The sequence below is a fragment of the Streptomyces sp. NPDC006711 genome (assembly GCF_042869775.1).
In the GTDB taxonomy this organism is placed as follows: domain Bacteria; phylum Actinomycetota; class Actinomycetes; order Streptomycetales; family Streptomycetaceae; genus Streptomyces.
This window is the reverse complement of sequence record NZ_JBIAGO010000031.1, coordinates 19,093-39,952: the sequence shown is the minus strand read 5'-3', so window position 1 is coordinate 39,952 and position 20,860 is coordinate 19,093. Positions and strand designations below refer to the sequence as shown.

The window sequence follows — 20,860 nt, the reverse complement described above, 5'->3', positions numbered from 1 at the left end:
GCACCCCCTCTATCAAATCGGTTGCCGCGCGGGGCCCGCCGCCCGGGGCCGCCCGCACCGATTATTGACAACCGTTTCCATCTTTGTTGAAAATGGATGTCATGAACGTACGACGCCTCATACCGGCGGCCGCCCTGTCCTGCGCCGCCCTCCTCGGCCTCACGGCCCTGACGGCCTGCGGTTCCGGTGCGGCGGCCACCCGCAAGGACGGCAAGCTGGACGTGGTGGCGTCGTTCTACCCGTTGCAGTTCCTGACCGAGCAGATAGGCGGGGCCCATGTCGCGGTCACCGGCCTGACCAAGCCGGGCGTGGAGCCGCACGACCTGGAGCTGCGCGTCCGCCAGATCGCCGCGCTCAACGACGCCGACGCCGTCGTCTACCTCAAGGGCCTGCAACCCGCCGTGGACGCGGCGGTGGGACAGGCCGACGTCAAGACGAAGGTCGACGCCTCGGCGCTCACCTCGATGGAGAAGCACGGCAACGAGGTCGGCGGCCACGCGGCGGCCCACGACGACCACCCGAGCGAGGACGAGCACCCCGCCGGCGAATCCGGCCCGTCCGAGCACGCCGCCGGCCACGGCCACCAGCACTCCGGCGCGGGCGAGGACCCGCACATCTGGCTGGACCCGGTGAAGTACGCCGAGGTCGCCAAGGGCGTCGGCGCGGCACTGGAGAAGGCCGACCCCGCGCACGCGGCGGACTACCGGACCAACACCACCACCCTCCTCGGCAGGCTCGACGCCCTGGACAAGGAGTACGCGGCCGCCCTGAAGAACACCGCCCTCACCTCGCGGGTCTTCATCACCACCCACGCCGCCTTCGGCTACCTCGCCGAGCGCTACGGCCTGACCGAGGAGGCCATCACCGGCCTCGACCCCGACTCCGAGCCGAGCCCGGCCCGGATCAAGGCGCTCCAGAAGATGGCGAAGGCCGACGGCGTCACCACCGTCTTCTACGAGACCCTGGTCAGCGACAAGACCGCCAAGACCCTGGCGGCGGACGCCTCGCTCAGGACCGATGTGCTCGACCCCCTCGAAGGCATCACCGACCGGTCCAAGGGCACCGACTACTTCTCGGTGATGCGGTCCAACCTGGCCGCCCTGAAGACGGCGCTCGGCACCCGATGACCACCCCATCCCCCTCGGAGGCACCCGTCATGGCGCCCGTCATATCGCTCACCCAGGTGTGCGCCGAGCTCGGCTCACGCCCCGTCCTTCGCGGCATCGACCTGGCCGTGGGGCCCGGCGAGGTCGTGGCCCTGCTCGGCGCGAACGGCTCGGGCAAGTCCACCGCGATCCGCACCATCATCGGGCAGGTGCCGCTCAGCGGCGGCTCGGTGGAGATCTTCGGCACCCCGCGCCGGCGCTTTCGCGACTGGGGCCGCGTGGGCTACGTACCGCAGCGCACCACGGCCTCGGGCGGCGTGCCCGCCACGATCCGCGAGGTGGTCTCCACCGGCCGTCTCTCGCGCACCCGCTTCGGGCTCCTGCGCAAGGCCGACCGTGAGGCCGTCGAGCGGGCGATCGCCGCGGTGGGCCTGGCCGACCGGGCCAAGGACTCCGTGGACGCGCTCTCCGGCGGCCAGCACCAGCGCGTCCTGATCGCCCGGGCGCTGGCGGCCGGACCGGAACTGCTGATCATGGACGAGCCCATGGCGGGCGTCGACATCGAGAGCCAGGAAATCCTCGCGGCCACCCTGCGCGAGCAGGTCGCCGCCGGCGCATCGGTGCTGCTCGTCCTGCACGAGCTCGGCCCCCTTGAGCCGTTGATCGACCGGGCGGTGGTCCTGCGCGACGGATGCGTCGTGCACGACGGGCCGCCGCCCCGGGCCGTGGGCCAGCACGCCCTGCCCGGCCACGACCACGTACATCCGCACACGGCCGCCGAGCCAGTACGCACGGGACTGCTGACCTGATCATGATGGAAATCCTGAACTCCCCCTTCATGCAACGGGCGTTGATCGCCGCGATCCTCGTCGGGATCATCGCGCCCGCCGTCGGGATCTACCTGGTCCAGCGCCGCCAGGCCCTCATGGGCGACGGCATCGGCCATGTGGCGATGACCGGCGTCGGCCTGGGCTTCCTGCTGTCCACCTCGCCGGTGTGGATGGCGACGCTGGTCTCCGTGCTCGGCGCGGTCACGATGGAACTGATCCGCTGGTACGGCAGGACGCGCGGCGACATCGCGCTCGCGATGCTCTTCTACGGCGGCATGGCCGGCGGCGTGCTCTTCATCAACCTGGCGCCCGGCGGCTCCACCGCCAACCTCAACTCCTACCTCTTCGGCTCGCTCTCCACGGTCTCGCCCTCCGACGTGTGGGCCATCAGCCTGCTCGGGGCGTTCGTGCTGCTGGTGACCGTCGGCCTGCGCCGCCAGCTGTTCGCGGTCAGCCAGGACGAGGAGTTCGCCCGGGTGACCGGCCTGCCGGTGCGCGCCCTGAACCTGCTGACGGCCGTCACGGCGGCGGTCACCGTCACCGTCGCCATGCGGGTCGTGGGCCTGCTCCTGGTCTCCGCCCTGATGGTGGTGCCGGTCGCGGCCGCCCAGCAGCTCTCGCGCAGTTTCGCCCTGACCTTCGCGATCGCCGTCGCCATCGGGGTGTCGGTCACGCTCGGCGGCACGGTCGTCACGTACTACGAGGACGTGCCGCCCGGCGCCGTCATCGTCCTGTTCACCATCGCGATCTTCATCGTCCTGACCGCGCTCGCCACGCCCCTGGCCAGGCGGCGCGCCCGGGCGGCGGCGGCACAGACGGCCGAGGGCGAGTGCGGTCTAGACGTGCCCGCCCCCGCGAAGCCTCAGGCCGGCGAGGTCACGGCCTGAGCGGGAGCTGGCACAATGGCCCGAGGAAGGTTTGTACGGGTCAAGGCTTGGAGGCACCTGTGACGACAGCGCCGCTCGGCGGGTCCAATACCGCCCCCGTACGAGGCCGGTCCACCCGGCAGCGTGCCGCGGTGGCGGCGGCGCTGGACGAGGTGGATGAGTTCCGCAGCGCGCAGGAACTGCACGACATGCTCAAGCACCGGGGTGACTCGGTGGGCCTGACCACCGTCTACCGCACGCTCCAGTCCCTCGCGGACGCGGGCGAGGTGGATGTGCTGCGCACCAGTGACGGGGAGTCGGTGTACCGGCGGTGCTCCTCGGGCGACCACCACCATCACCTGGTGTGCCGGGTGTGCGGCAAGGCCGTGGAGGTCGAGGGGCCCGCGGTCGAGAAGTGGGCGGAGTCGATCGCGGCGCAGCACGGGTATGTGAATGTGGCGCACACGGTGGAGATCTTCGGCACGTGTGAGGCGTGCGCCGCGTCGTAACCGGGGTTACGCGCAGCCCGGGCCGCGGGGCGGGCCCCCTTCCGCGCAGTTCCCCGCTCCCCCAAAAACCTCGTTCACCCGCGGGTCGTGGGCGCTTCTCGCGCAGTTCCCCGCGCCCCTGAGCATCCGGTCCCGGCCTGCATGGGCATAGTCAACCCGTCATGGGGTCCCCCCTGGCCCTTCAGGCCCGGACGGGGTCCGGGGCGGAACCCCAGGGTGGGGGCCCAGACCCCGTTCGGGCCGGCCCGGGTTATGGGCGGGGGTCGCCCGACTTGTCCAGGGCGGCCAGCGCCTCGTTGGGGATGGCGCCTCCGAAGCGCCGGTCACGGGAGGCGTACTCGAGGCAGGCCCGCCACAGGTCCCGCCGGTCGAAGTCCGGCCACAGCACGTCCTGGAAGACCATCTCCGCGTAACTGGACTGCCAGATCAGGTAGTTGGACGTGCGCTGCTCCCCGCTGGGCCGCAGGAAGAGGTCGACGTCCGGCATGTCCGGGTAGTACAGGTACTTCGCGAAGGTCTTCTCGTTGACCTTCGACGGATCGAGCTTGCCAGCGGCGACATCGCGCGCGATGCCCTGCGCCGCGTCGGCGAGTTCGGCACGGCCGCCGTAGTTGACGCAGAAGTACAGCGTCATCGCGTCGTTGGCGACGGTCTGCTCCTGGGCGATCTGGAGCTCCTGGACGACCGACTTCCACATCTTGGGCATGCGGCCCACCCAGCGGATGCGGATGCCGAGTTCGTCCATCTCGTCGCGGCGGCGCCGGATGACGTCCCGGTTGAAGTTCATCAGGAAGCGGACCTCGTCGGGCGAGCGCTTCCAGTTCTCGGTGGAGAAGGCGTACAGGGACAGGTTCTTGACGCCCATCTCCAGGCAGCCCTTGAGCACGTCGAGGACGACGCCCTCGCCGACCTTGTGCCCCTCGGTGCGGGGCAGCCCGCGCTCCTTGGCCCAGCGCCCGTTGCCGTCCATGACGCAGGCGACGTGGTTGGGCACCAGCTCGGCCGGGATCTTCGGCGGCACCGCGCCCGAGGGGTGCGGCTCGGGGGTCTTGTACTCACGCCGGGACCGCCCGCCCAGGATTCCGCGTACTGCCATGTGGAGCTCTCTCCCTAGATGCTCTGACTGCTGTGTGTGCTGTGTCCGCTGTGCTGACTGAAGGCGCTCGGGCCGCTCAGGACTTCTCTACATACCGCAAGGAGCGCAGGCCGCGCTCCAGGTGCCAGTGCAGATAGGCCGATACGAGCCCGCTCCCCTCCCGCACATGCCTCGGCTCACTCGCGTCCGCCGTCTCCCAGTCCCCCGTGAGCAGCGCGCTGAGCAGTCCGATGGCCTCCGCAGAGGGTACGACGCTGCCGGGTACGCGGCAGTCACCGCACACCACGCCGCCGCCCGCCACGGAGAAGAACCGGTTGGGTCCGTGCAGGCCGCACTTGGCGCAGTCCTCGAAGCTGGGCGCGTAGCCGTTGACGGCGAGGGAGCGCAGCAGGAAGGCGTCGAGGATGAGGTGGGGGGCGTGTTCGCCCCGGGCGAGGGTGCGCAGGCCGCCGACGAGGAGCAGGTACTGCTGGACGGCCGGCTCGCCCTCGTTGTCGGTGAACCGTTCCGCCGTCTCCAGCATGGCCGTGCCCGCGGTGTAGCGGGCGTAGTCGGCGACGATGCCGCCACCGTAGGGAGCGATGGTCTCGCTCTGGGTGCACAGCGGCAGGCCGCGTCCCACGAGTTCGCTGCCGCGTGCGAAGAACTGCACGTCGACGTGGCTGAACGGTTCGAGCCGCGCGCCGAACTTGGACTTGGTGCGCCGCACTCCCCGCGCGACGGCCCGCACGCGGCCGTGCCCCCGGGTGAGCAGCGTGATGATCCGGTCCGCCTCACCCAGCTTCTGGGTGCGCAGGACGATGCCGTCATCACGGAACAGACTCATGCCCCCCATTGTCCTGCACCCCCACGGGGGTGTGGCCCGGGCCCCATCCGGGCGCTGCGGAGAGCCGCGTGGGCGGCCACGTACGGTACGTGCCCGGGAACCGGCGCCCCGGCGGGGCGACGTGGCAGGGATCACGGTGGCCGCGTCCGCCTTGTCCGCCAAGCGCTTGCGGGGTGTCGCGGGGTGTGGGGCGGGGTGGTTCGTGGGGTGCCCACAGGGCGATGGGGCACCATTGCGGCAGCAGGGTCCACTCCCCTGTGAGCCGAGGCTCCCCCTCTTCCTGGACGGACCGGAATGCCGCTGCCCACGACCGGTGCCGGTCGCCGTGCCCGCGTCGCGCTGACGCTCGCGCGTGCGGCGGGGTGTGCGGGTGTGCTGCTGGTGCTCGCGGGGTGCTCGGCGGGTGAGGGGGTCCGCGACGACGGGCCCGCGCCCAGTCCCTCCGCCTCGGTGACCGCGTCCCCGCTGTGGCCCGGCCACACCGTCACCGCCGCGCCCGCCAAGCCCGGCCAGGGTTTCCACGCGCGTGGGCCCGTGCCGGGGGTGGACGTGCCGGGCGGTGACCTCACCAAGGTCGACGGGGTGCGGCTGCTGGCCGCCGATCCCGGCACCGACCGCGCGGTGCGCAACGGGCTCAAGGAGTGCCCGCAGCAGTCCTCGTGCCGGCTGCGGCCGCCCGCGTACGCCGATCTGACCGGCGACGGCGAGCGTGAACTGGTCTTGGCCTACGACGATTTGGGCCGCACCATCTTGTGGGTGTACACCGCTGTGGGCGAGCAGGCCCACGCCGTCCTGGAGTACGCGGGGCGGCCCGGTATGAGCGCGGAGACGCTGGGCACGGATCTGGTGGTCACCGAGCCGGCCGGCGGGCGCGACCGTCAGGTGGCGACCACGCTGCGCTGGAACGGCAGCGAGCTCGCCCCGCTGCCCGCCGCCTCCGACCCCGCCAGGGGCGCCGCCAAGGCCCGGCCCTCCGAGGACTCCCTGATCGAACCGGCCGACGGCACGAAGGGCCCGGGCGGGGGCGGGGGCTGAGTCCGGGCGCCGCCCCGCGGGACCGAGCCCCTGGCCATGATCTACGGTCTCCTACTGCACCAGTACCGATCGGTTCGACCACGGGGGTCTTTACACATGCGTAAAACAGCCACGCTCACTCTCGGTCTGCTCGCGGCGTCCGCGCTCCTGACGGGGTGCGGCAGCGACACGAAGGACGCCGCTCCCGCCAAGGGCGCGGGTGGCTCGCCCGGTGCCTCCGCGAGCGCCCGAGGCAAGGACTCCGACGCCGTCGTGAAGGGCATCGCGCACCGGGTGGTGTTCGAGGTGGGCGGCACGGGCCCGTCCCGGGTGATGTGGGTGGGCAACACCAACCACTTCGAGCAGGTGACGCTGCCGTGGACGAAGACGGAGACGGTTCAGCTGGAGGACGCCCAGCTGAAGGTCGGTGTCCCGGTGTCGGTGGTGCCCGGTTCGGTGGAGGCGGGGGAGGGCAAGCTCAAGGCCGCCCCGTGCACGATCACGGTGGACGGCAAGAAGGTGGCGGACAACGACAACGGCGCCTCGTCCAAGCCGTGCTCGTACACGCTCAAGGACTGACGGGCCCTGCGGGCCCTCCTGAGGCCCGGGGCGCCCCGAGGGGCTTGTCCTGCGTGGTTCAGGAGGGGGTGCGGGCCGCCGCGAGCAGGCGGGCGGTGTCGTCCGCGCACAGCGAGAGCGCGCCGCCGACCGTGGTGAGCACTTCCCGTTCGGCCGGGCTGTAGGGGCCGTCCGCGAGCGCGATGCGCGCGCCCTGGAGCAGGATCGACTCGCGTCCGGCCGGGGCCAGGTGGGGGGCGAGGGGTTCCAGCGCCTCGTGCAGTTCGATGCCGAGGGCCGCGCCGCAGGTCTCGCTCTCGTCGGCCGGGTCGTTCACGAAGCGGCCGGTGTCGGCGGCCAGCGCCTCGATGAGGGCGATGAGCTGTTCCTCCGTGCAGTCCTCGAATCCGGCGGCCCGCACCGTGGCGACGGCGGTGGCGGTGACCGTACGGGAGGAGGTGCCGCCCGCCGCGAGGACGGCCAGGGCGACGGTGTGCACGGCGTCGCGCAGCATCGCCGAGAAGCGGGTGGTGGTGGGGTGGTCGAGGGCGTCCGTGCCGAAGCGTCCCTGGCAGGCGGCGCACTCGACCACGGGGCCCGCGGCGCCGCGGGTGACCAGGGGGATGCCGAGGACGGTGAGGCGTCTGCGGCCGGTGCGGCGCTGGTAGTTGCGGTCGCCTCCGCAGTCGGGGCAGAAGAACTCGCCGTCGCCCACGGTGTGCCACAGGGTGCGGGTGGTCCAGAGGCGGGGGCGGAAGCCGGGCAGCGGCCCGGTGCTGAGGTTTGTACCGTTGTGTCCCCGTGCTGGCCGCACCGCGCACCTCCGTAACGCTCCGGCAACGTTGCCGCGTTGACGTGATGTTAGCCACATCCTTGAGGCGGCGTCAGCACCCCGGCGGGGGAAGCCGTCCGCCGTGGCCGAATCGCGCCCGGGTCATGCCCGTGCGGGCCGGCGCCAACCCCGCCAGGGGCGCGGGTATGTGCGGGGGGTGCGGGCCGGCCCCCAGCCCCGCCAGGGGCGCGGGGAACTGCGCGAGCGGGGTTGAGGAGACCCGAGTGGGCCAGGATCGGATGCTCAGGGGCGCGGGGAACTGCGCGAACAGCTACCCGCGGCCCGCACCGAGCGGCTGAACCGGGCAGGTCAGCGGGCGGCCCGGTTGACGGCGGAGATGACCGCCTTCAGCGACGCCCGCGTCGTGTTCGCGTCGATCCCGATCCCCCACAGCACGACCCCGTCGATCGCGCACTCGATGTACGACGCGGCCTGCGCCGACGCACCCTCGCTCATCGTGTGCTCCTGGTAGTCCAGCAGCCGCGCGTCCACGCCGATCGCGGCCAGCGCCTCGAAGAAGGCCGAGATCGGACCGTTGCCGGTGCCGGTCAGGACCGTGTCGACGCCGTCCACGACCGCCTCCACCGTCAGGGTGTCGCGGCCGTCGGTGTCCGTCGTCGTCTGACCCGAGCGCAGCTGCACGCGGCCCCAACGAGCCTCGGGGTTCTCGGGGTTGGGCAGGTACTCGTCCTGGAAGACCGACCAGATCGCGGCGGGGGTGATTTCGCCGCCCTCGGAGTCCGTCTTCTGCTGGATGATCTTCGAGAACTCGATCTGCATCCGGCGCGGCAGGTCCAGCTTGTGGTCGTTCTTCAGGACGTAGGCGATACCGCCCTTGCCGGACTGGGAGTTGACGCGGATGACGGCCTCGTAGGAGCGGCCGACGTCCTTGGGGTCGATGGGCAGGTAGGGGACGGCCCACTCGATGTCGTCCATGGTCTTGCCCCGGGCGGCCGCGTCCGCCTCCATCGCGTCGAAGCCCTTCTTGATGGCGTCCTGGTGGGAGCCGGAGAAGGCGGTGTAGACCAGGTCGCCCGCGTAGGGGTGGCGCGGGTGGACCTCCATCTGGTTGCAGTACTCGGAGGTGCGGCGGATCTCGTCGATCTGGGAGAAGTCGATCTGTGGGTCGACGCCCTGGCTGAACAGGTTCATGCCCAGGGTCACCAGGTCGACGTTGCCGGTGCGCTCGCCCTGGCCGAACAGGCAGCCCTCGATGCGGTCGGCGCCGGCCATGATGGCCAGCTCGGCGGCGGCCACGGCCGTGCCGCGGTCGTTGTGGGGGTGCACGGACAGGCACACGTGCTCGCGGCGCGTCAGGTTGCGGCTCATCCACTCGAAGCGGTCCGCGTGCGTGGAGGGGGTCGAACGCTCCACCGTGGCGGGCAGGTTGAGGATGATCTCGCGGCCCTCCTCGGGCTGCCAGACGTCGCACACCGCCTCGCAGACCTCCAGGGCGAAGTCCAGCTCGGTGTCGGTGAAGATCTCCGGTGAGTACTGGTAGCCGAAGATCGTCTCGTCGCCCAGGATCTTGTCGGCGTACTCCATGACCAGGCGTGTGCCGTCCACGGCGATGTGCTTGACCTGCTCCTTGGTGCCGCGGAAGACGACGCGGCGGAAGGTGGGGGCGGTCGCGTTGTACAGGTGGACGGTGGCGCGGTGGGCTCCGCGCAGGGACTCCACGGTGCGCTCGATCAGCTCTTCGCGGGCCTGGGTCAGGACGGAGATCGTCACGTCCTCGGGGATCGCGCCCTCTTCGATGATGGAGCGTACGAAGGTGAAGTCGGTCTCGCCCGAGGAGGGGAAGCCGACCTCGATCTCCTTGTAGCCCATGCGCACCAGCAGGTCGAACATCTCGCGCTTGCGGGCCGGGCTCATCGGGTCGATCAGCGCCTGGTTGCCGTCGCGCAGGTCGGTGGAGAGCCAGCGCGGGGCCTTGGTGATGCGGCGGTCGGGCCAGGTGCGGTCGGGGATGTCCACGGCGTCGTACGGGCGGTACTTGTGGACCGGCATCCCGGACGGCTTCTGCATCCGGGTGGCGTTGGTGACGGGGGTGGGGCGGCCTACGGGCTGGGACATGGCGTGCGGCTCCTCGGGTGGTGAGAGGGACGGCCGACTGTCGAGCGCAACACCAGATCCCGCGGGGAGGGGGTCGGCCTACGACTACAGGCCCTCGCCGCGGCAGCTAAGGAGAAGCAGCCCGATACGCATGATGCCGCAGCCTAGCCGAGGGGCCGCGCGAGCGCGGGTCCCGTATCAGTATGCGGGACGCGGAAGTCACATCACCCAGAACGTGACATATGCCATGGCCAGGGCTTCACCCCCGGGGGCGCCCTCCCGCACCCCACACCTACGGTCACCCCCCGCCCAGCCGGGCCGCGACGTGCGCCAGCCAGCCGCTGGGCGCGTACGGCGCGGGCGGGTCGACCTCCATGCCCAGTTCCGCCGCCGCGAGGGCGCAGGCGGACTCGTCGAGGCCCATCGCGAGCAGTTCGTGGATCTCGCCGGCGAGGCGGGCCGTCAGCTGGGGGTCCGTCTCGGCGATGTAGTCGGCGACTGCCGCGTCGTGATCCGCGAACTCCTCCGGCATGTCCTGGGAGAACCAGCCACCGAGGAACTGGGCGGTCTCCGGGAAGCGGGCGTGCCACTCCCAGTGCGTCTGGGGGGCACAGGGCGCCGGAACCTCACCTTCCTCGATGCTGCGCCTGATGTGGTCCGCGAGGAGACGCAGCCAGTCCTGGATCTCGTGCTCCGGCAGCCCGACGTCCGAGATCGCGTAGAACTCGCCCAGGCGCACGCGCAGCCGGCCCGGGGGGTGGAGCGAGTATGCACGGAGCTGCTGCTCGGCGGCCGCGAGCGCCCATGGCCGGGTGTGCCAGGTATGGCGGAGGTACGCCGTGAGGGCCGCGCCGGGTTCGCCCTCGGTGTCGTCCGCGGGCCGACCCGCGTAGGCGCGCAGCACCTGGTCCAGCTCGCCGTAGCGGCGGTCGTGTTCGAGCGGGTTCATGGGCACGGGTGCTGCGTCCTCAACGGGTGATCACAGGTATACGGGGAACGAGGCGTGCACGACGAAGCCGTGCGGACGGGTGGCGTCCCGCTTGAGGACCACCCGTGCGGCGCGCACGTCGACGGGCTCACGGCCTGCCAGCATCATCGCCTGGAGCAGGACCCGACCGACCGGATCCGGGCGCGAGGGCCACGCGGCCTCGATCGTGAGCCGGGGGCGGGTCGACTGGGCGAGCCACCGATGGACGTGCTGCTCGTTCGCCGTGACGACCTGCTGCGTGGCCCATTGAGCGGTTTCGCGGTCGGGGTAGGAGGCGGAGCGATTCGGGCGGGCGGTCATGAGTGCGCTTCTTGCATGTGGTCGTCCACAGCATTGATCAGCTCACGCAGGGCGCCCCTGGTCGCCCAGCTGAGGCGATTTTTCACTGCGTCCGCCCCGGGAAAGAGAATCGTCGCACGCTGCGCCTCCGCACTGTAAGCCGAGGCCAGATGATGACAGTACGGATGCTCCGCCGTCACCGCACCTTGGACGATTTCGCGAAATTCTCGATCCCCCTCATCCATGAGAATGGCATCCAGTCCGGTCAAGAAGGGGAATGTTTGACGGAATTCCCAATCCGACATGGGGAGCTCATCGTATTCGAGCGGCGGCTGGCGATCAATAATGCGAACGATTCCGGCCAGCGTATCAAGATAGTCGGCAGGCTCCATGTCACCGCACGCCCGCTTCAGCTTCTCCTGAAAGTCGGGCGGAAGGTGTGAGAGATCGGCATGGGATTTTACGAGTTCGGCGGACAACTCCAACATCCCGGAGGCCACATACGCGGAACAGTTCCAGCCGGCGATCCAGTCACTGCGGATCACGCGGACGTACCGGTGAATCTCATCGTCCAGAGACGACCCACCCTTGGATTCCTGCGCTCTGATCGCGATATCGAGGAGCCGTAGCACCGGGCCGCCGGAAAATAGGGATGCGGGGAAGCGCTGCTGCACTTTGACCTCCTTTTTGAGGGCTGTGGAGTAGACATGCCAGACCGCTCCATTCACGTATACAGCCGCCTCGGCGAATGCGCGGAGACTGACGCATCGCATCGTGCCATTCGCTGTCACTCTGGCGCGTAATGCCGTACATCTGGTTTGGTCAGGCTGCTTTCGGTCCAGGACACGGGGATCGCCATGTTCGCCCATGACCGCGACAGCGAGTTGAGGTAGTGCTGCTAGGGGTACGGGTACACCTGCGCGGCCTTGCCCCACCGGAACGCGTGCTAGAGCAGACGCTGAATCCCCTTGCGGCAGTGCCGTAACCGCCTGCGTCCGGGTGCGCCCCGAGCTCCGTGAGCAGCTTCTTGGGCGGCCCCGTCGAACGGCACCTGCTCACGCGCGAACCCTGCGTCCACCTCGTGCCGCTACGACGGCCGCGTGGGCGTCCGCCGGGGTGCGTGTGTCGGCCACCCTTGGGGGATGTGGTGACGGGGCTCGCGGCGGCTGCTAGACAGAGGGCATGCGTATCCAAGTGTGTCGGTCAGGCGGGTTCGCGGGGATCGAGCGGCGGGCGGAGGTGGACACCTCGGGGCTGCCCGATGCCGAGGAGTGGCGGGCGCTGGTGGAGGCGGCGTTCACGGCGGGGTGTGCCGAGCCGGTGGCCGGGGTGCCGGACGGGTTCCACTACGTGATCACGGCGGACGGCCGTACCGTGCACTGCGCCGACCCGGACCTGACGGACGCCCAACGTGAGCTGATCACACGGGTGTTGAAGGAAGGGGCGTAGCGCCCGGGCGGAAAAGGGCGGGTGCCGGGCGGTGCGTCCTGCTTGGATGCCGCCATGACAACCCACTCCACCACCCACTCCACCACCCAGTCCCTCCACCCCTCACTCGACGCCCTTGAGCGCTACTACGATGCCGCGCCCAGGAGTTCGGCGCGCGTGGAGGACTTCGGTCCGCTCACCCTGTTCGTCCGGGAGGGCGACGCGGGGTGGCCCTTCTACGCGCGGCCGACGCCGGGGCATCCGGGGCCCGTGACGGCCGACGACGTGGACGCGGTGCGGGCCCGGCAGCGCGCGCTCGGTGTGCCCGAGGCGCTGGAGTGGGTCGCCGAGGTGAATCCGGGGCTGCGCGCGGCGGTCGAGGAGTCCGGGCTCGGCGTGCACGAGCACCCGCTGATGGTCCTGGATCCCCAAGCGCCCCCGGCCGAGCCGCACCCCCTGGTCCGGGCGCTCGGCGCGGGTGATCCGCTGCTGCACGCCGCCCTCGTCGTGCCCCGGCTGGCGTTCGCCGCGCCCGGTACGGACGTGGGCGGGGCCGGGGTCGGCGAGCTGACCGCCGCGATCGTGGCTCACGCCGGTGACGGCCTGGCCGAGCAGGTCGGCGAGCGGATCCGCGCGGGCCGCACGGCGGTGGCGGCCGCCGTCGAGAACGGGCTGCCGCTCTGTTCCGGCATGCACAATCCGGTCGGGCAGGTCAGCGAGATCGTCGCGGTGGGCACGCTGCCGGCCGCGCGACGCAGGGGCCTTGGGCGCGGGGTGACAGCGGCGCTGGTCGCCGACGCGCGGGGCGCGGGCGCCGCGACGGTCTTCCTGTCGGCGGGCGACGCCGACGTGGCCCGGATGTACGCGAGCCTGGGCTTTCGCCCGGTCGGCACCGCCCTGATCGCCGAACCGGCCGGTTCCTGACGGCAGTTGAGCGGCCTCAGTCGGTGGGCGTCGCCCTGATCATCGAACCCGCCGGTTCCTAACGGCAGTTGGGCGTCCGAGGCCCGCCAGCCCGGGCCGCGCCGCCTCACCCCGCGCCGTTCCGAGCTTCCCCGCCCCGACCCCGCAAGATCACCTCTTGCCCTGCGCACACCGTTCTGCGTACAGTGTGCGCATCGAGAGAACGGTGTACGCACACCGTTGAGCCGGGAGGGGAACCCGATGTCGAAGAACGTCAGCTGGGACGAGCGGGGACAGTGGCGCGCCGAGGGGGCCTGGGGGGCCCAGGACTCGGACGGTGGGCGTTTTCGCCTGGACGCCTGGCAGGCGAGGCTGGATCAGCTGCGCAGGACCCACCACGTTCCCGGCGCCACCCTGGCCGTCCTCGCCCACGGCAGGATCCACGAGCTGGCCAGCGGGGTGCTGCACACCGGCACCGGCGTGGCCGCCACCACCGACTCGGTCTTCCAGCTCGGCTCGCTGGCCAAGACGTACACCGCCACCCTCGTCATGCGGCTGGTCGACGCGGGAAAGCTCGATCTGGACGCGCCGGTCCGCGAGGTGCTGCCCGACTTCACCGTCGCCGACGACGAGGCGTCCCGCACCATCACGCCCCGGCAGCTGCTCTCCCACACGAGCGGTCTGACGTGCGACTTCACCTTCGACTCGGGGCGCGGGGACGACTGCCTTGAGCGGTATGTGGATGCCGCCGCCGGCGTCGCCCTCGACTGCCCGCCCGGCGCCGCCTGCTCCTACAGCAGTCTCGGCTTCAACGTGCTCGGCCGCATCGTGGAGGTGTTGACCGGCACGACGTGGGACCAGGCCCTCAAGGACCTGCTTCTCACGCCGCTCGGCCTCACCCACACGATGACGCTGCCCGAGGAGGCGCTGGCGTTCCGCGCCGCGATGGGCCACCTCGGCGAGTACGGCGAGGACCCCGTCCCGGCTCCGGCCTGGGACCTCATGCCGCGTTCGGCGGGGCCTTACGGCCGGGTGCTGGCCACCGCCGGTGACGTCGCCCGGCTCGCCCGGATGCACCTGGCAGGCGGCGCCGCCCCGGACGGGACCCCGCTCCTGAGCCCCGCGAGCGTCGCCGCGATGCGACACCGTGAGGTCGACTCCCCCGACAAGTGGACCGTCCACGCCGACGGCTGGGGCCTCGGCTGGACGCTGTACGACTGGAACGGCGTCCAGGGCTTCGGGCACGACGGCGCCTCGATCGGCCAGTACGGCTTCCTGCGGGTGGTGCCGGGCGCGGACGTCGCGGTGGTGCTCCTGACCAACGGCGGCGACGCGCGCCGGCTGTACGAGGACCTGTTCACCGACCTGCTGCACGAGCTGGCCGGCGTGCGGATGCCCGCGCCGTTCGGGCCGCCCGCCGAGCCGGTCGCGGTGGACTTCGCGCCGCTCACCGGCGCCTACGAGCGTGAGGGCGTACGCATCACCGTCTTCGAGCAGGACGGCGGGCCGCACCTGGTGTACGAGTTCACCGGCGGCATGAAGGACTTCTCGCCGCCGCTGCGGATGGAGCTCGTGGCGGTGACGGACACGGTGTTCGCGGGGGCCGGCTCAGGGGCGTACAGCGCGGACTGGATGCCGGTCGTCTTCGCCACCCTGCCCGACGGCACGGCCTGCTGCTACATCGGCATGCGCTGCGCCCCGAAGGTCGCCTGAACCGCCCCCGCGAGGGAACTAGAAACCGAGCTTGCGCAGCTGCTTGGGGTCGCGCTGCCAGTCCTTGGCGACCTTGACGTGCAGGTCGAGGAAGACCGGCGTGCCCAGCAGCGCCTCGATGTGCTTGCGGGACTTCATGCCGACTTCCTTCAGGCGCTTGCCCTTGGGGCCGATGATGATGCCCTTCTGGCTCGGCCGCTCGATGTAGACGTTGGCGTGGATGTCCAGGAGCGGCTTGTCGGCGGGCCGGTCCTCGCGCGGGATCATCTCCTCCACGACGACCGCGATGGAGTGCGGCAGCTCGTCCCGTACGCCTTCGAGCGCGGCCTCGCGGATCAGCTCGGCGACCATGACCTGCTCGGGCTCGTCGGTGAGGTCGCCCTCGGGGTAGAGCGGGGGGCTCTTGGGGAGCATCGGGATGAGCAGGTCGGCGACGAGGTTGACCTGTACGTCGCCCACGGCGGAGACCGGCACGATCTGGGCCCACTCGAAGCCGAGCTCCGTGGAGAGCTGGTCCACGGCGATGAGCTGTTCGGCCAGCGTCTTGGAGTCGACCAGGTCGGTCTTGGTGACGATCGCGATCTTGGGGGTCTTCTTGATCCCGGCGAGTTCCTTGGCGATGAACTTGTCGCCCGGGCCGAGCTTCTGGTCGGCGGGCAGGCAGAAGCCGATCACGTCGACCTCGGCCCAGGTGGTGCGGACCACGTCGTTCAGGCGCTCACCGAGCAGGGTGCGCGGCTTGTGGAGCCCGGGGGTGTCCACGAGGATCAGCTGGGCGTCGGGGCGGTGCACGATGCCGCGCACGGTGTGCCGGGTGGTCTGCGGGCGGTTGGAGGTGATGGCCACCTTCTGCCCGACCAGAGCGTTCGTGAGGGTGGACTTGCCCGCGTTGGGGCGGCCGACGAAACAGGCGAAGCCGGCCCGGTGGGTGGGGTCGGTGGCGGGGTCGGCGGCAGGGGTGCGAGCGCTCATGCGGCCATTCTCCCCGATCCCGACCCCGCCGCCGCCCAGCCCCTCCCAATCCGGCCCCCCAGCCCCCTGAGCTCCGCCCCGGACCCCATTCACGCTGAACGCGCTCGTCCTCAATCGCCGGAGGGCTGAGGTATGCCGGGTGGGCCAGCACCAGCCCCGCCAGGGGCGCGGGGAACTGCGCGAGAAGCGCCCACGGCCCGCAGCCGAGGCACCTGGGGCTCCGCCCCAGACCCCGATCGCGCCTGAACGGCGCTCGTCCTCAAACGCCGGACAGGCTGAGGGTGCCAGTGCTGGCCAGCACGGACCCTGCCAGGGGCGCGGGGAACTGCGCGCTCAGCCACGAACGGTCGGCGGCCGGAGTCCCTGGGGCTCCGCCCCAGACCCCGTTCGGCCTGAACGGCCCCGTCCTCAAACGCCGGACAGGCTGAGGGTGCCCATGCGGGCCCACATCGGATGCTCAGGGGCGCGGGGAACTGCGCGAGAAGCGCCCACGGCCCGCAGCCGAGGCACCTGGGGCTTCGCCCCAGACCCCGATCGCGCCTGAACGGCGCTCGTCCTCAAACGCCGGACAGGCTGGGGTTGCCCATGCTGGCCAGCATGGACCCAGCCAGGGGCGCGGGGAACTGCGCGACCAGCCACCCACGACCCGCAGCCAGGGCCCCCGGGGCTCCGCCCCAGACACCGATCGCGCTGAGGGTGCCAGTGCGGGCCAGCACCAGCCCGTCAAGGGGCGCGGGGAACTGCGCCGCCGTGGGTATCGGGGACGGATCCCCGACCTCAGCGGGGTCTCGTAGCCGCGGACGTCAGCGATACCAAACGGCCCCGCGCCACCACCACCCCCCTCCCCCGGCGCCGCCAGCCACGGTGCGCCGCGAAGGCGAGGGCCGCGGCCACCAGGGCCGCCAGGGCCGGCCACGGCAGCGCCAGGAACGACGCACCGGCGGAGCCCTTCGCGTCCTTCGCGCTCGCGGTCAACGTGACGTGCCCCCAGTCGAGTTGGGGGGAGCCCCGCCAGGTCTCGGTGAGCGTGACCCGCTGGCCGGGCAGCAGCTCGGCGGGGACCGCCGCCGGGTCCCGGCTCAGCAGGGTCCGCCCGAACAGCCCCGTGGCGCGCAGCGCGACCTTCGGGCTGAGCGTGACGTTGCCCCGGTTGTGCAGCGTGTACGTGATGTCGGTGCGGCTCTCTCCGGCGCCGGGCACCAGCGGCCGGTGCTGGCTGAGCCGGACGTTCTCGACGGCGAGCGCGGGCACGGTGGGCCCGCCGACGCGCAGATAGACCCGGGCGCCCACGGCCTGCCGCAGACCGACGGCGACCTTGCCACCGGCGGCGGGGCCCGGCGCGATCCGGTCGTCGAGCGCGACAAGGGCGCCGACGTGGTCGCCCGGCTCGGCGTCCTCGGGCACGGCGAGGGTGAAGGGCACGGTGAGCGAGGAGCGGGCCGGTACGGTGATCGCGCCCCGCTCGGGCCTCACCCAGGCCCCCACCCCGCTCTGCTTCTCCTGCTCGGCGCGCACCGCGAACCCGCCGTCGCGCTCGGTGTTGTACGCGTCGGCTCCGTACAGCCGCAGATTCAGGGGCGCCGCCGTCTTGTTGGTGACGGTCACCTGATCGCGGAGGGTGGCTCCGGGGGCGGCGGCGAGGTAGAAGTACGGGCGCGCGGACGCTCCCGAACTCGCCGGATACACCGACCAGTTGCCGTTGTCGGCGGCGCGAGCCAGGGGCGCGGACAGCAGGGCGAGCGCGGCGAGCAGAGCTAGCAGACCTATGAGAGCAGACAGGAGGAGGGCTGGGAGCGCGGACGGCTTGCGCACGGTGCGAGACCCCCGGGGACGGGTGGGCCGGCCGGGTGCGCGCCCGGCCCACGGGTGGGCATCAGGTGAGGGTGAGGGTCAGTACGCCGCTGTAGGCGCCGGGCGGGGTGAACGCCGGCACGTCCAGCGAGAGCTTCGCGTCCACGCCGAACTCGCCGCCGGTGAGCGCGCCGTTCGGGGTGGAGGCGAGGGTCGCGCCCGCGCCGCCCACGGTCGTGGCCGAGCCCGCGACGCACACGGACGGCGAACCGGCCTTGGTCGCGCAGGCGGGGGTCCAGCTGAGTCTGCCGGCGTCGATGGAGCCGCCGGGACCGGTGAAGTCGGTGACCTTGCCGGTCAGGGACCAGCCTGCGGGGCCGCCGCGGAAGTCCTGGACCGTGACCGTGTTCAGGGCGCCGGTGGAGGCGCCGCCCTTGCCGAAGTCGACCGCGCCGAGAGCGACGCCGTCACCGGCCTGGGACATCGAGAGCGTGCCCGCGTTCACGGCCGTGGTGAGCTTCTGGCTCGGGCCGGCCGGCGGCGGCGTACCGGTCACCGTGTACGCCACCGGGCCGGCCCCGGCGGCCGGGTTCCAGGACGCACCTTCGTACGCCACGATCCCGGTGGTCGCCGGGTCGGTGATCTTCGGCCGTGCGGTGAACGCGCCATGGGCGTCCGACTTGAAGGTGATCTTGTCGGCGGTGGTGGCGGTGCCGTTCCAGCCCGCGACGGTGACGTCGGCGTTCGGGGTGAATCCGGACCCGGTCACCGTGGTGCGCTCGCCCGCGTTGCCCGACGCGGGGTCGGCCGTGATGGCCCGCTCGTTGACCTGTCCGCCGCCGTCCGTGACGTCGACCGTCCCGGAGACGGGCGCCGGCGGATTGGTCACCGTGCAGGGGGTGTCCAGCTCCATGATGTAGCTGGTGTGGATGTTGTAGTCGCCGGGCGACAGGGTGATCGCGCCGGCCTTGGTGGCGGTGAAGCTGCCGCTCATGGAGAACGCCGGGAAGGCGCCCTTGCCGGGTACGGGGTCGTTCTTCTTGGGGCCCGCCACGTCCACGGTGCCGCTCTGGGCGCCCGCCAGGACGACCTTGCCGGTCGGGGTCATGATGTCGGCGGGCAGGGCGATGTCGACGGGGTTGCTGGCGGCGGGCTTGTTCACCGTGTACGTCACGGTGACCTTGTCGCCCACCTTGGGTGAGGCGTTGTCGACGGCGACGGTCGCGTTCGTGGTGCCGTCGATGGGCGGGATGCCGGCGATGGCCGGCGGGACGCAGTGCGTGGCGAAGTCGACGGGCGTCGCGGCCAGCGCGTGCGCGGGTGCGGCGAGCGCGCCGGTCCCGGCGGCGAGTGCGACCGCCCCCAATACGGCGGCCAGACGCCGTCTTCGACGGTTCGACATGGGCGCGCCCCCTTCGTGAAGTGGCACAGCGCGGCTCGGCTGCGCCGGCAGGGGCCCATTGACGGCTCGGCGTGAAGAGAAGTCAATGGCATCCCGGCGCAGCGACTGATGGGCCATCAGATGCTGTCAAGGTCGCATGCTTTGGCGGCATTTCACGCCTCTTCGCAACGCCTTCGCACCGCCGAACCGCTCGACGGTGCGGGCGCGCGGAAGCCGGCGCCGCGTGGGGCGGCGCCGGCTCCTTGCGCGCGGTGCTGAGGTGAGCGGTGGGTGAGCAGGGTGCCGGGTCAGAACACGAACGGGCCCGGGGCCTGCGAGGTGGTCGCGTCGCAGTTGACGGTGATCCCGAAGATCACCATCTTCAGGGCGGTGCCGGCGAAGTAGGAGTTGAGGCTGTCGCCGGCGGCGACGGTACCGCCCAGCGGGCCGATCGTGACCGAACTGCCCGCCGGGATGGCCGGGTTGGCCTTGCCGCTGAAGACCCTGGTGCCGCCGCCGGACCTGGCGAGGGTCAGGGTGGCGCTGATCTGGTTGGCGCCGACCGAGATCGGGGTGGTGACGGCCGAGGTCAGCGTGATGGTCGCGGCCGTACCGCTCTGGGTGGCGGTGAGGGTGGCGCCGCCACCGCCCCAGGTACCGCAGTCGTACGTGGCGGTCGCCGTGGTGGGCGTGACGGCGGCGGCGCTCGGGGCGAAGGCGAGGCCTGCGGCGGCCACCGCCCCCACGGCGAGTGCGGCCCGCGCGACCGGCCTGCTGGTGCTCTTGCGCATGATTCCCCTTCCCCTTGCAGGGAGTTGAACGTCTGCCGCGTCGTCGGCGCCGGACCGCGCGTGCGGGGCCGGGTGCCTGTGCCGCGCGTCCACCGCCTGCCCCGGTGGCCCACGCGCACGGGTGCGCGGGCGTGCGGGCATGGCTCTGCCGGGGAGGGGGTGCGTGGTGGGTGCGCGGGGGGTGTGGCCGACGCCGGTGCGGGGTTGCGGCTCTGCGCCCCGTGCCGGTTCCGTTCCGGGTTGGCTGACGGGTTGTCGGGTCGACTGCCGTCCATTGATGCGCGGGGCTCTTGGGATTGCAAGCCCCACCACGTTGATCGTTGGCCCGGGCCCACGTCCGCGCAGTTCCCCGCGCCCCTGAACCCTGGTCCCTGCGGACCGTGCGTGGTTGCTGGCGCAGTTCCCCGCGCCCCTCAAACCCCCCGGGCCCCCGGCGGACCGTGCGTGGTTGCTCGCGCAGTTCCTCGCGCCCCTAACCCCCCGTCCTGCGGGCCGGGGTTGGTTCGGAGGGTAGGGGGTGGGTGTCTTGGGGGGGTCAGAACGTTCCGGTTACTTCTCCGGACGGGGTTGCGAGGAAGAGGGGGGTGGCGGGGCCGCCCAGGTCTCGTACTGCCGCCACGTCGGCCTCCGTCGGCTGGGACGATCCCGTCACCACCACCGCCGCCTCCAGCGACTCCGCCCCGCTGGCCACCGCCATCGCCACCGCCGTTCGCAGCGCGGACAGCTTCAGAGAGGGCAGCTCGACCGTGCCCGCCACATACGTACGGCCCGTCTCGTCGCGCACGGCCGCACCCTCGGCCACGCCGTTGCGGGCCCGGGCGCTGCGTGCCAGCGTGATGATCTTGCGGTCCTCGGGCCCGAGTTCGGTGCTCTGTGTCATGCCCCGAGCATAAGGAGTGCCCCGGTCGCCCGCGCCGGGGGC

21 protein-coding genes are annotated in these 20,860 nt (G+C 71.7%); 9 read left to right on the top strand and 12 right to left on the bottom strand.

Annotation, left to right across the window (positions count from 1 at the left end; genetic code table 11):
• Positions 1 to 101 precede the first annotated feature (101 nt).
• From ACFYM2_RS33685 to ACFYM2_RS33670, 4 genes are read left to right on the top strand one after another with little or no spacing between them, the layout of a single operon-like run.
• Entirely contained in the window at positions 102 to 1,127 is a 1,026-nt protein-coding gene (locus ACFYM2_RS33685; protein ID WP_358999954.1) for a metal ABC transporter substrate-binding protein, read from the top strand.
• Between the two features lie 29 nt (positions 1,128 to 1,156).
• Complete coding sequence (locus tag ACFYM2_RS33680) at positions 1,157 to 1,915, top strand: metal ABC transporter ATP-binding protein (protein WP_358999957.1); 759 nt, start codon at positions 1,157 to 1,159, stop codon at positions 1,913 to 1,915.
• A 5-nt stretch (positions 1,916 to 1,920) separates the two neighbouring features.
• On the top strand, positions 1,921 to 2,823 hold the full coding sequence (locus ACFYM2_RS33675; protein ID WP_359000073.1) for a metal ABC transporter permease: 903 nt from the start codon (positions 1,921 to 1,923) through the stop codon (positions 2,821 to 2,823).
• 59 nt (positions 2,824 to 2,882) lie between these two features.
• Entirely contained in the window at positions 2,883 to 3,311 is a 429-nt protein-coding gene (locus ACFYM2_RS33670; protein ID WP_358999960.1) for a transcriptional repressor, read from the top strand.
• A 250-nt stretch (positions 3,312 to 3,561) separates the two neighbouring features.
• Here ACFYM2_RS33670 and ACFYM2_RS33665 read toward each other — a convergent pair whose 3' ends face one another.
• Positions 3,562 to 4,407, bottom strand: coding sequence for an isoprenyl transferase (locus tag ACFYM2_RS33665; RefSeq protein ID WP_358999963.1), 846 nt, complete (start codon positions 4,405 to 4,407; stop codon positions 3,562 to 3,564).
• A gap of 76 nt (positions 4,408 to 4,483) precedes the next feature.
• The gene (recO, locus tag ACFYM2_RS33660; RefSeq protein ID WP_350230177.1) at positions 4,484 to 5,233 is read right to left on the bottom strand and encodes a DNA repair protein RecO; all 750 of its coding nucleotides are present in this window, start codon (positions 5,231 to 5,233) and stop codon (positions 4,484 to 4,486) included.
• A 294-nt stretch (positions 5,234 to 5,527) separates the two neighbouring features.
• Between recO and ACFYM2_RS33655 the strand changes: the two genes are divergently transcribed.
• Positions 5,528 to 6,268 (top strand): hypothetical protein, encoded by a 741-nt coding sequence (locus ACFYM2_RS33655; protein WP_388841479.1) that lies wholly within the window; start codon positions 5,528 to 5,530, stop codon positions 6,266 to 6,268.
• A 96-nt stretch (positions 6,269 to 6,364) separates the two neighbouring features.
• Positions 6,365 to 6,826 carry a hypothetical protein gene (locus tag ACFYM2_RS33650; protein WP_358999969.1) on the top strand — a complete coding sequence of 154 codons (462 nt, stop codon included), beginning with the start codon at positions 6,365 to 6,367 and terminating at the stop codon, positions 6,824 to 6,826.
• Positions 6,827 to 6,884: 58 nt separating this feature from the next.
• Here the strand turns inward: ACFYM2_RS33650 and ACFYM2_RS33645 are convergent, their stop codons facing one another.
• The 5 genes from ACFYM2_RS33645 to ACFYM2_RS33625 form a co-directional block, all read right to left on the bottom strand.
• Positions 6,885 to 7,619 (bottom strand): TerB family tellurite resistance protein, encoded by a 735-nt coding sequence (locus ACFYM2_RS33645; protein ID WP_388458093.1) that lies wholly within the window; start codon positions 7,617 to 7,619, stop codon positions 6,885 to 6,887.
• A gap of 327 nt (positions 7,620 to 7,946) precedes the next feature.
• The gene (gene leuA / locus ACFYM2_RS33640) at positions 7,947 to 9,713 is read right to left on the bottom strand and encodes a 2-isopropylmalate synthase (protein WP_358999971.1); all 1,767 of its coding nucleotides are present in this window, start codon (positions 9,711 to 9,713) and stop codon (positions 7,947 to 7,949) included.
• Positions 9,714 to 9,990: 277 nt separating this feature from the next.
• Positions 9,991 to 10,647, bottom strand: coding sequence for a contact-dependent growth inhibition system immunity protein (locus ACFYM2_RS33635; protein ID WP_388458095.1), 657 nt, complete (start codon positions 10,645 to 10,647; stop codon positions 9,991 to 9,993).
• Between the two features lie 24 nt (positions 10,648 to 10,671).
• Complete coding sequence (locus tag ACFYM2_RS33630) at positions 10,672 to 10,980, bottom strand: RNase A-like domain-containing protein (RefSeq protein WP_358999976.1); 309 nt, start codon at positions 10,978 to 10,980, stop codon at positions 10,672 to 10,674.
• Entirely contained in the window at positions 10,977 to 11,633 is a 657-nt protein-coding gene (locus tag ACFYM2_RS33625; protein WP_388841477.1) for a hypothetical protein, read from the bottom strand. Before ACFYM2_RS33625 ends, ACFYM2_RS33630 begins: the two co-directional genes overlap by 4 nt.
• 508 nt (positions 11,634 to 12,141) lie before the next feature.
• Between ACFYM2_RS33625 and ACFYM2_RS33620 the strand changes: the two genes are divergently transcribed.
• The 3 genes from ACFYM2_RS33620 to ACFYM2_RS33610 all read left to right on the top strand — a co-directional run bounded on the left by ACFYM2_RS33620 (position 12,142) and on the right by ACFYM2_RS33610 (position 15,003).
• Entirely contained in the window at positions 12,142 to 12,408 is a 267-nt protein-coding gene (locus tag ACFYM2_RS33620) for a protealysin inhibitor emfourin (RefSeq protein ID WP_388841474.1), read from the top strand.
• A gap of 54 nt (positions 12,409 to 12,462) precedes the next feature.
• Positions 12,463 to 13,311, top strand: coding sequence for a GNAT family N-acetyltransferase (locus ACFYM2_RS33615; RefSeq protein WP_388841471.1), 849 nt, complete (start codon positions 12,463 to 12,465; stop codon positions 13,309 to 13,311).
• A gap of 240 nt (positions 13,312 to 13,551) precedes the next feature.
• Entirely contained in the window at positions 13,552 to 15,003 is a 1,452-nt protein-coding gene (locus ACFYM2_RS33610; RefSeq protein WP_388841468.1) for a serine hydrolase domain-containing protein, read from the top strand.
• An 18-nt stretch (positions 15,004 to 15,021) separates the two neighbouring features.
• On the opposite strand, the gene era is transcribed toward ACFYM2_RS33610, so the two are convergent.
• From era to ACFYM2_RS33585, 5 genes are all read right to left on the bottom strand, one after another.
• Entirely contained in the window at positions 15,022 to 15,975 is a 954-nt protein-coding gene (gene era / locus ACFYM2_RS33605) for a GTPase Era (protein ID WP_358999999.1), read from the bottom strand.
• Between the two features lie 777 nt (positions 15,976 to 16,752).
• A complete protein-coding gene (locus tag ACFYM2_RS33600) occupies positions 16,753 to 17,787 on the bottom strand; it encodes a WxL protein peptidoglycan domain-containing protein (protein WP_388841465.1) in 1,035 nt (344 codons plus the stop codon).
• Positions 17,788 to 17,848: 61 nt separating this feature from the next.
• A complete protein-coding gene (locus ACFYM2_RS33595; protein WP_359000005.1) occupies positions 17,849 to 19,168 on the bottom strand; it encodes a beta-xylosidase in 1,320 nt (439 codons plus the stop codon).
• A gap of 287 nt (positions 19,169 to 19,455) precedes the next feature.
• Positions 19,456 to 19,938: a hypothetical protein gene (locus ACFYM2_RS33590; protein ID WP_359000008.1), complete on the bottom strand. Its 483-nt coding sequence runs from the start codon at positions 19,936 to 19,938 to the stop codon at positions 19,456 to 19,458.
• A 535-nt stretch (positions 19,939 to 20,473) separates the two neighbouring features.
• Positions 20,474 to 20,818 (bottom strand): cytidine deaminase, encoded by a 345-nt coding sequence (locus ACFYM2_RS33585; protein ID WP_359000011.1) that lies wholly within the window; start codon positions 20,816 to 20,818, stop codon positions 20,474 to 20,476.
• Positions 20,819 to 20,860: the final 42 nt, after the last annotated feature.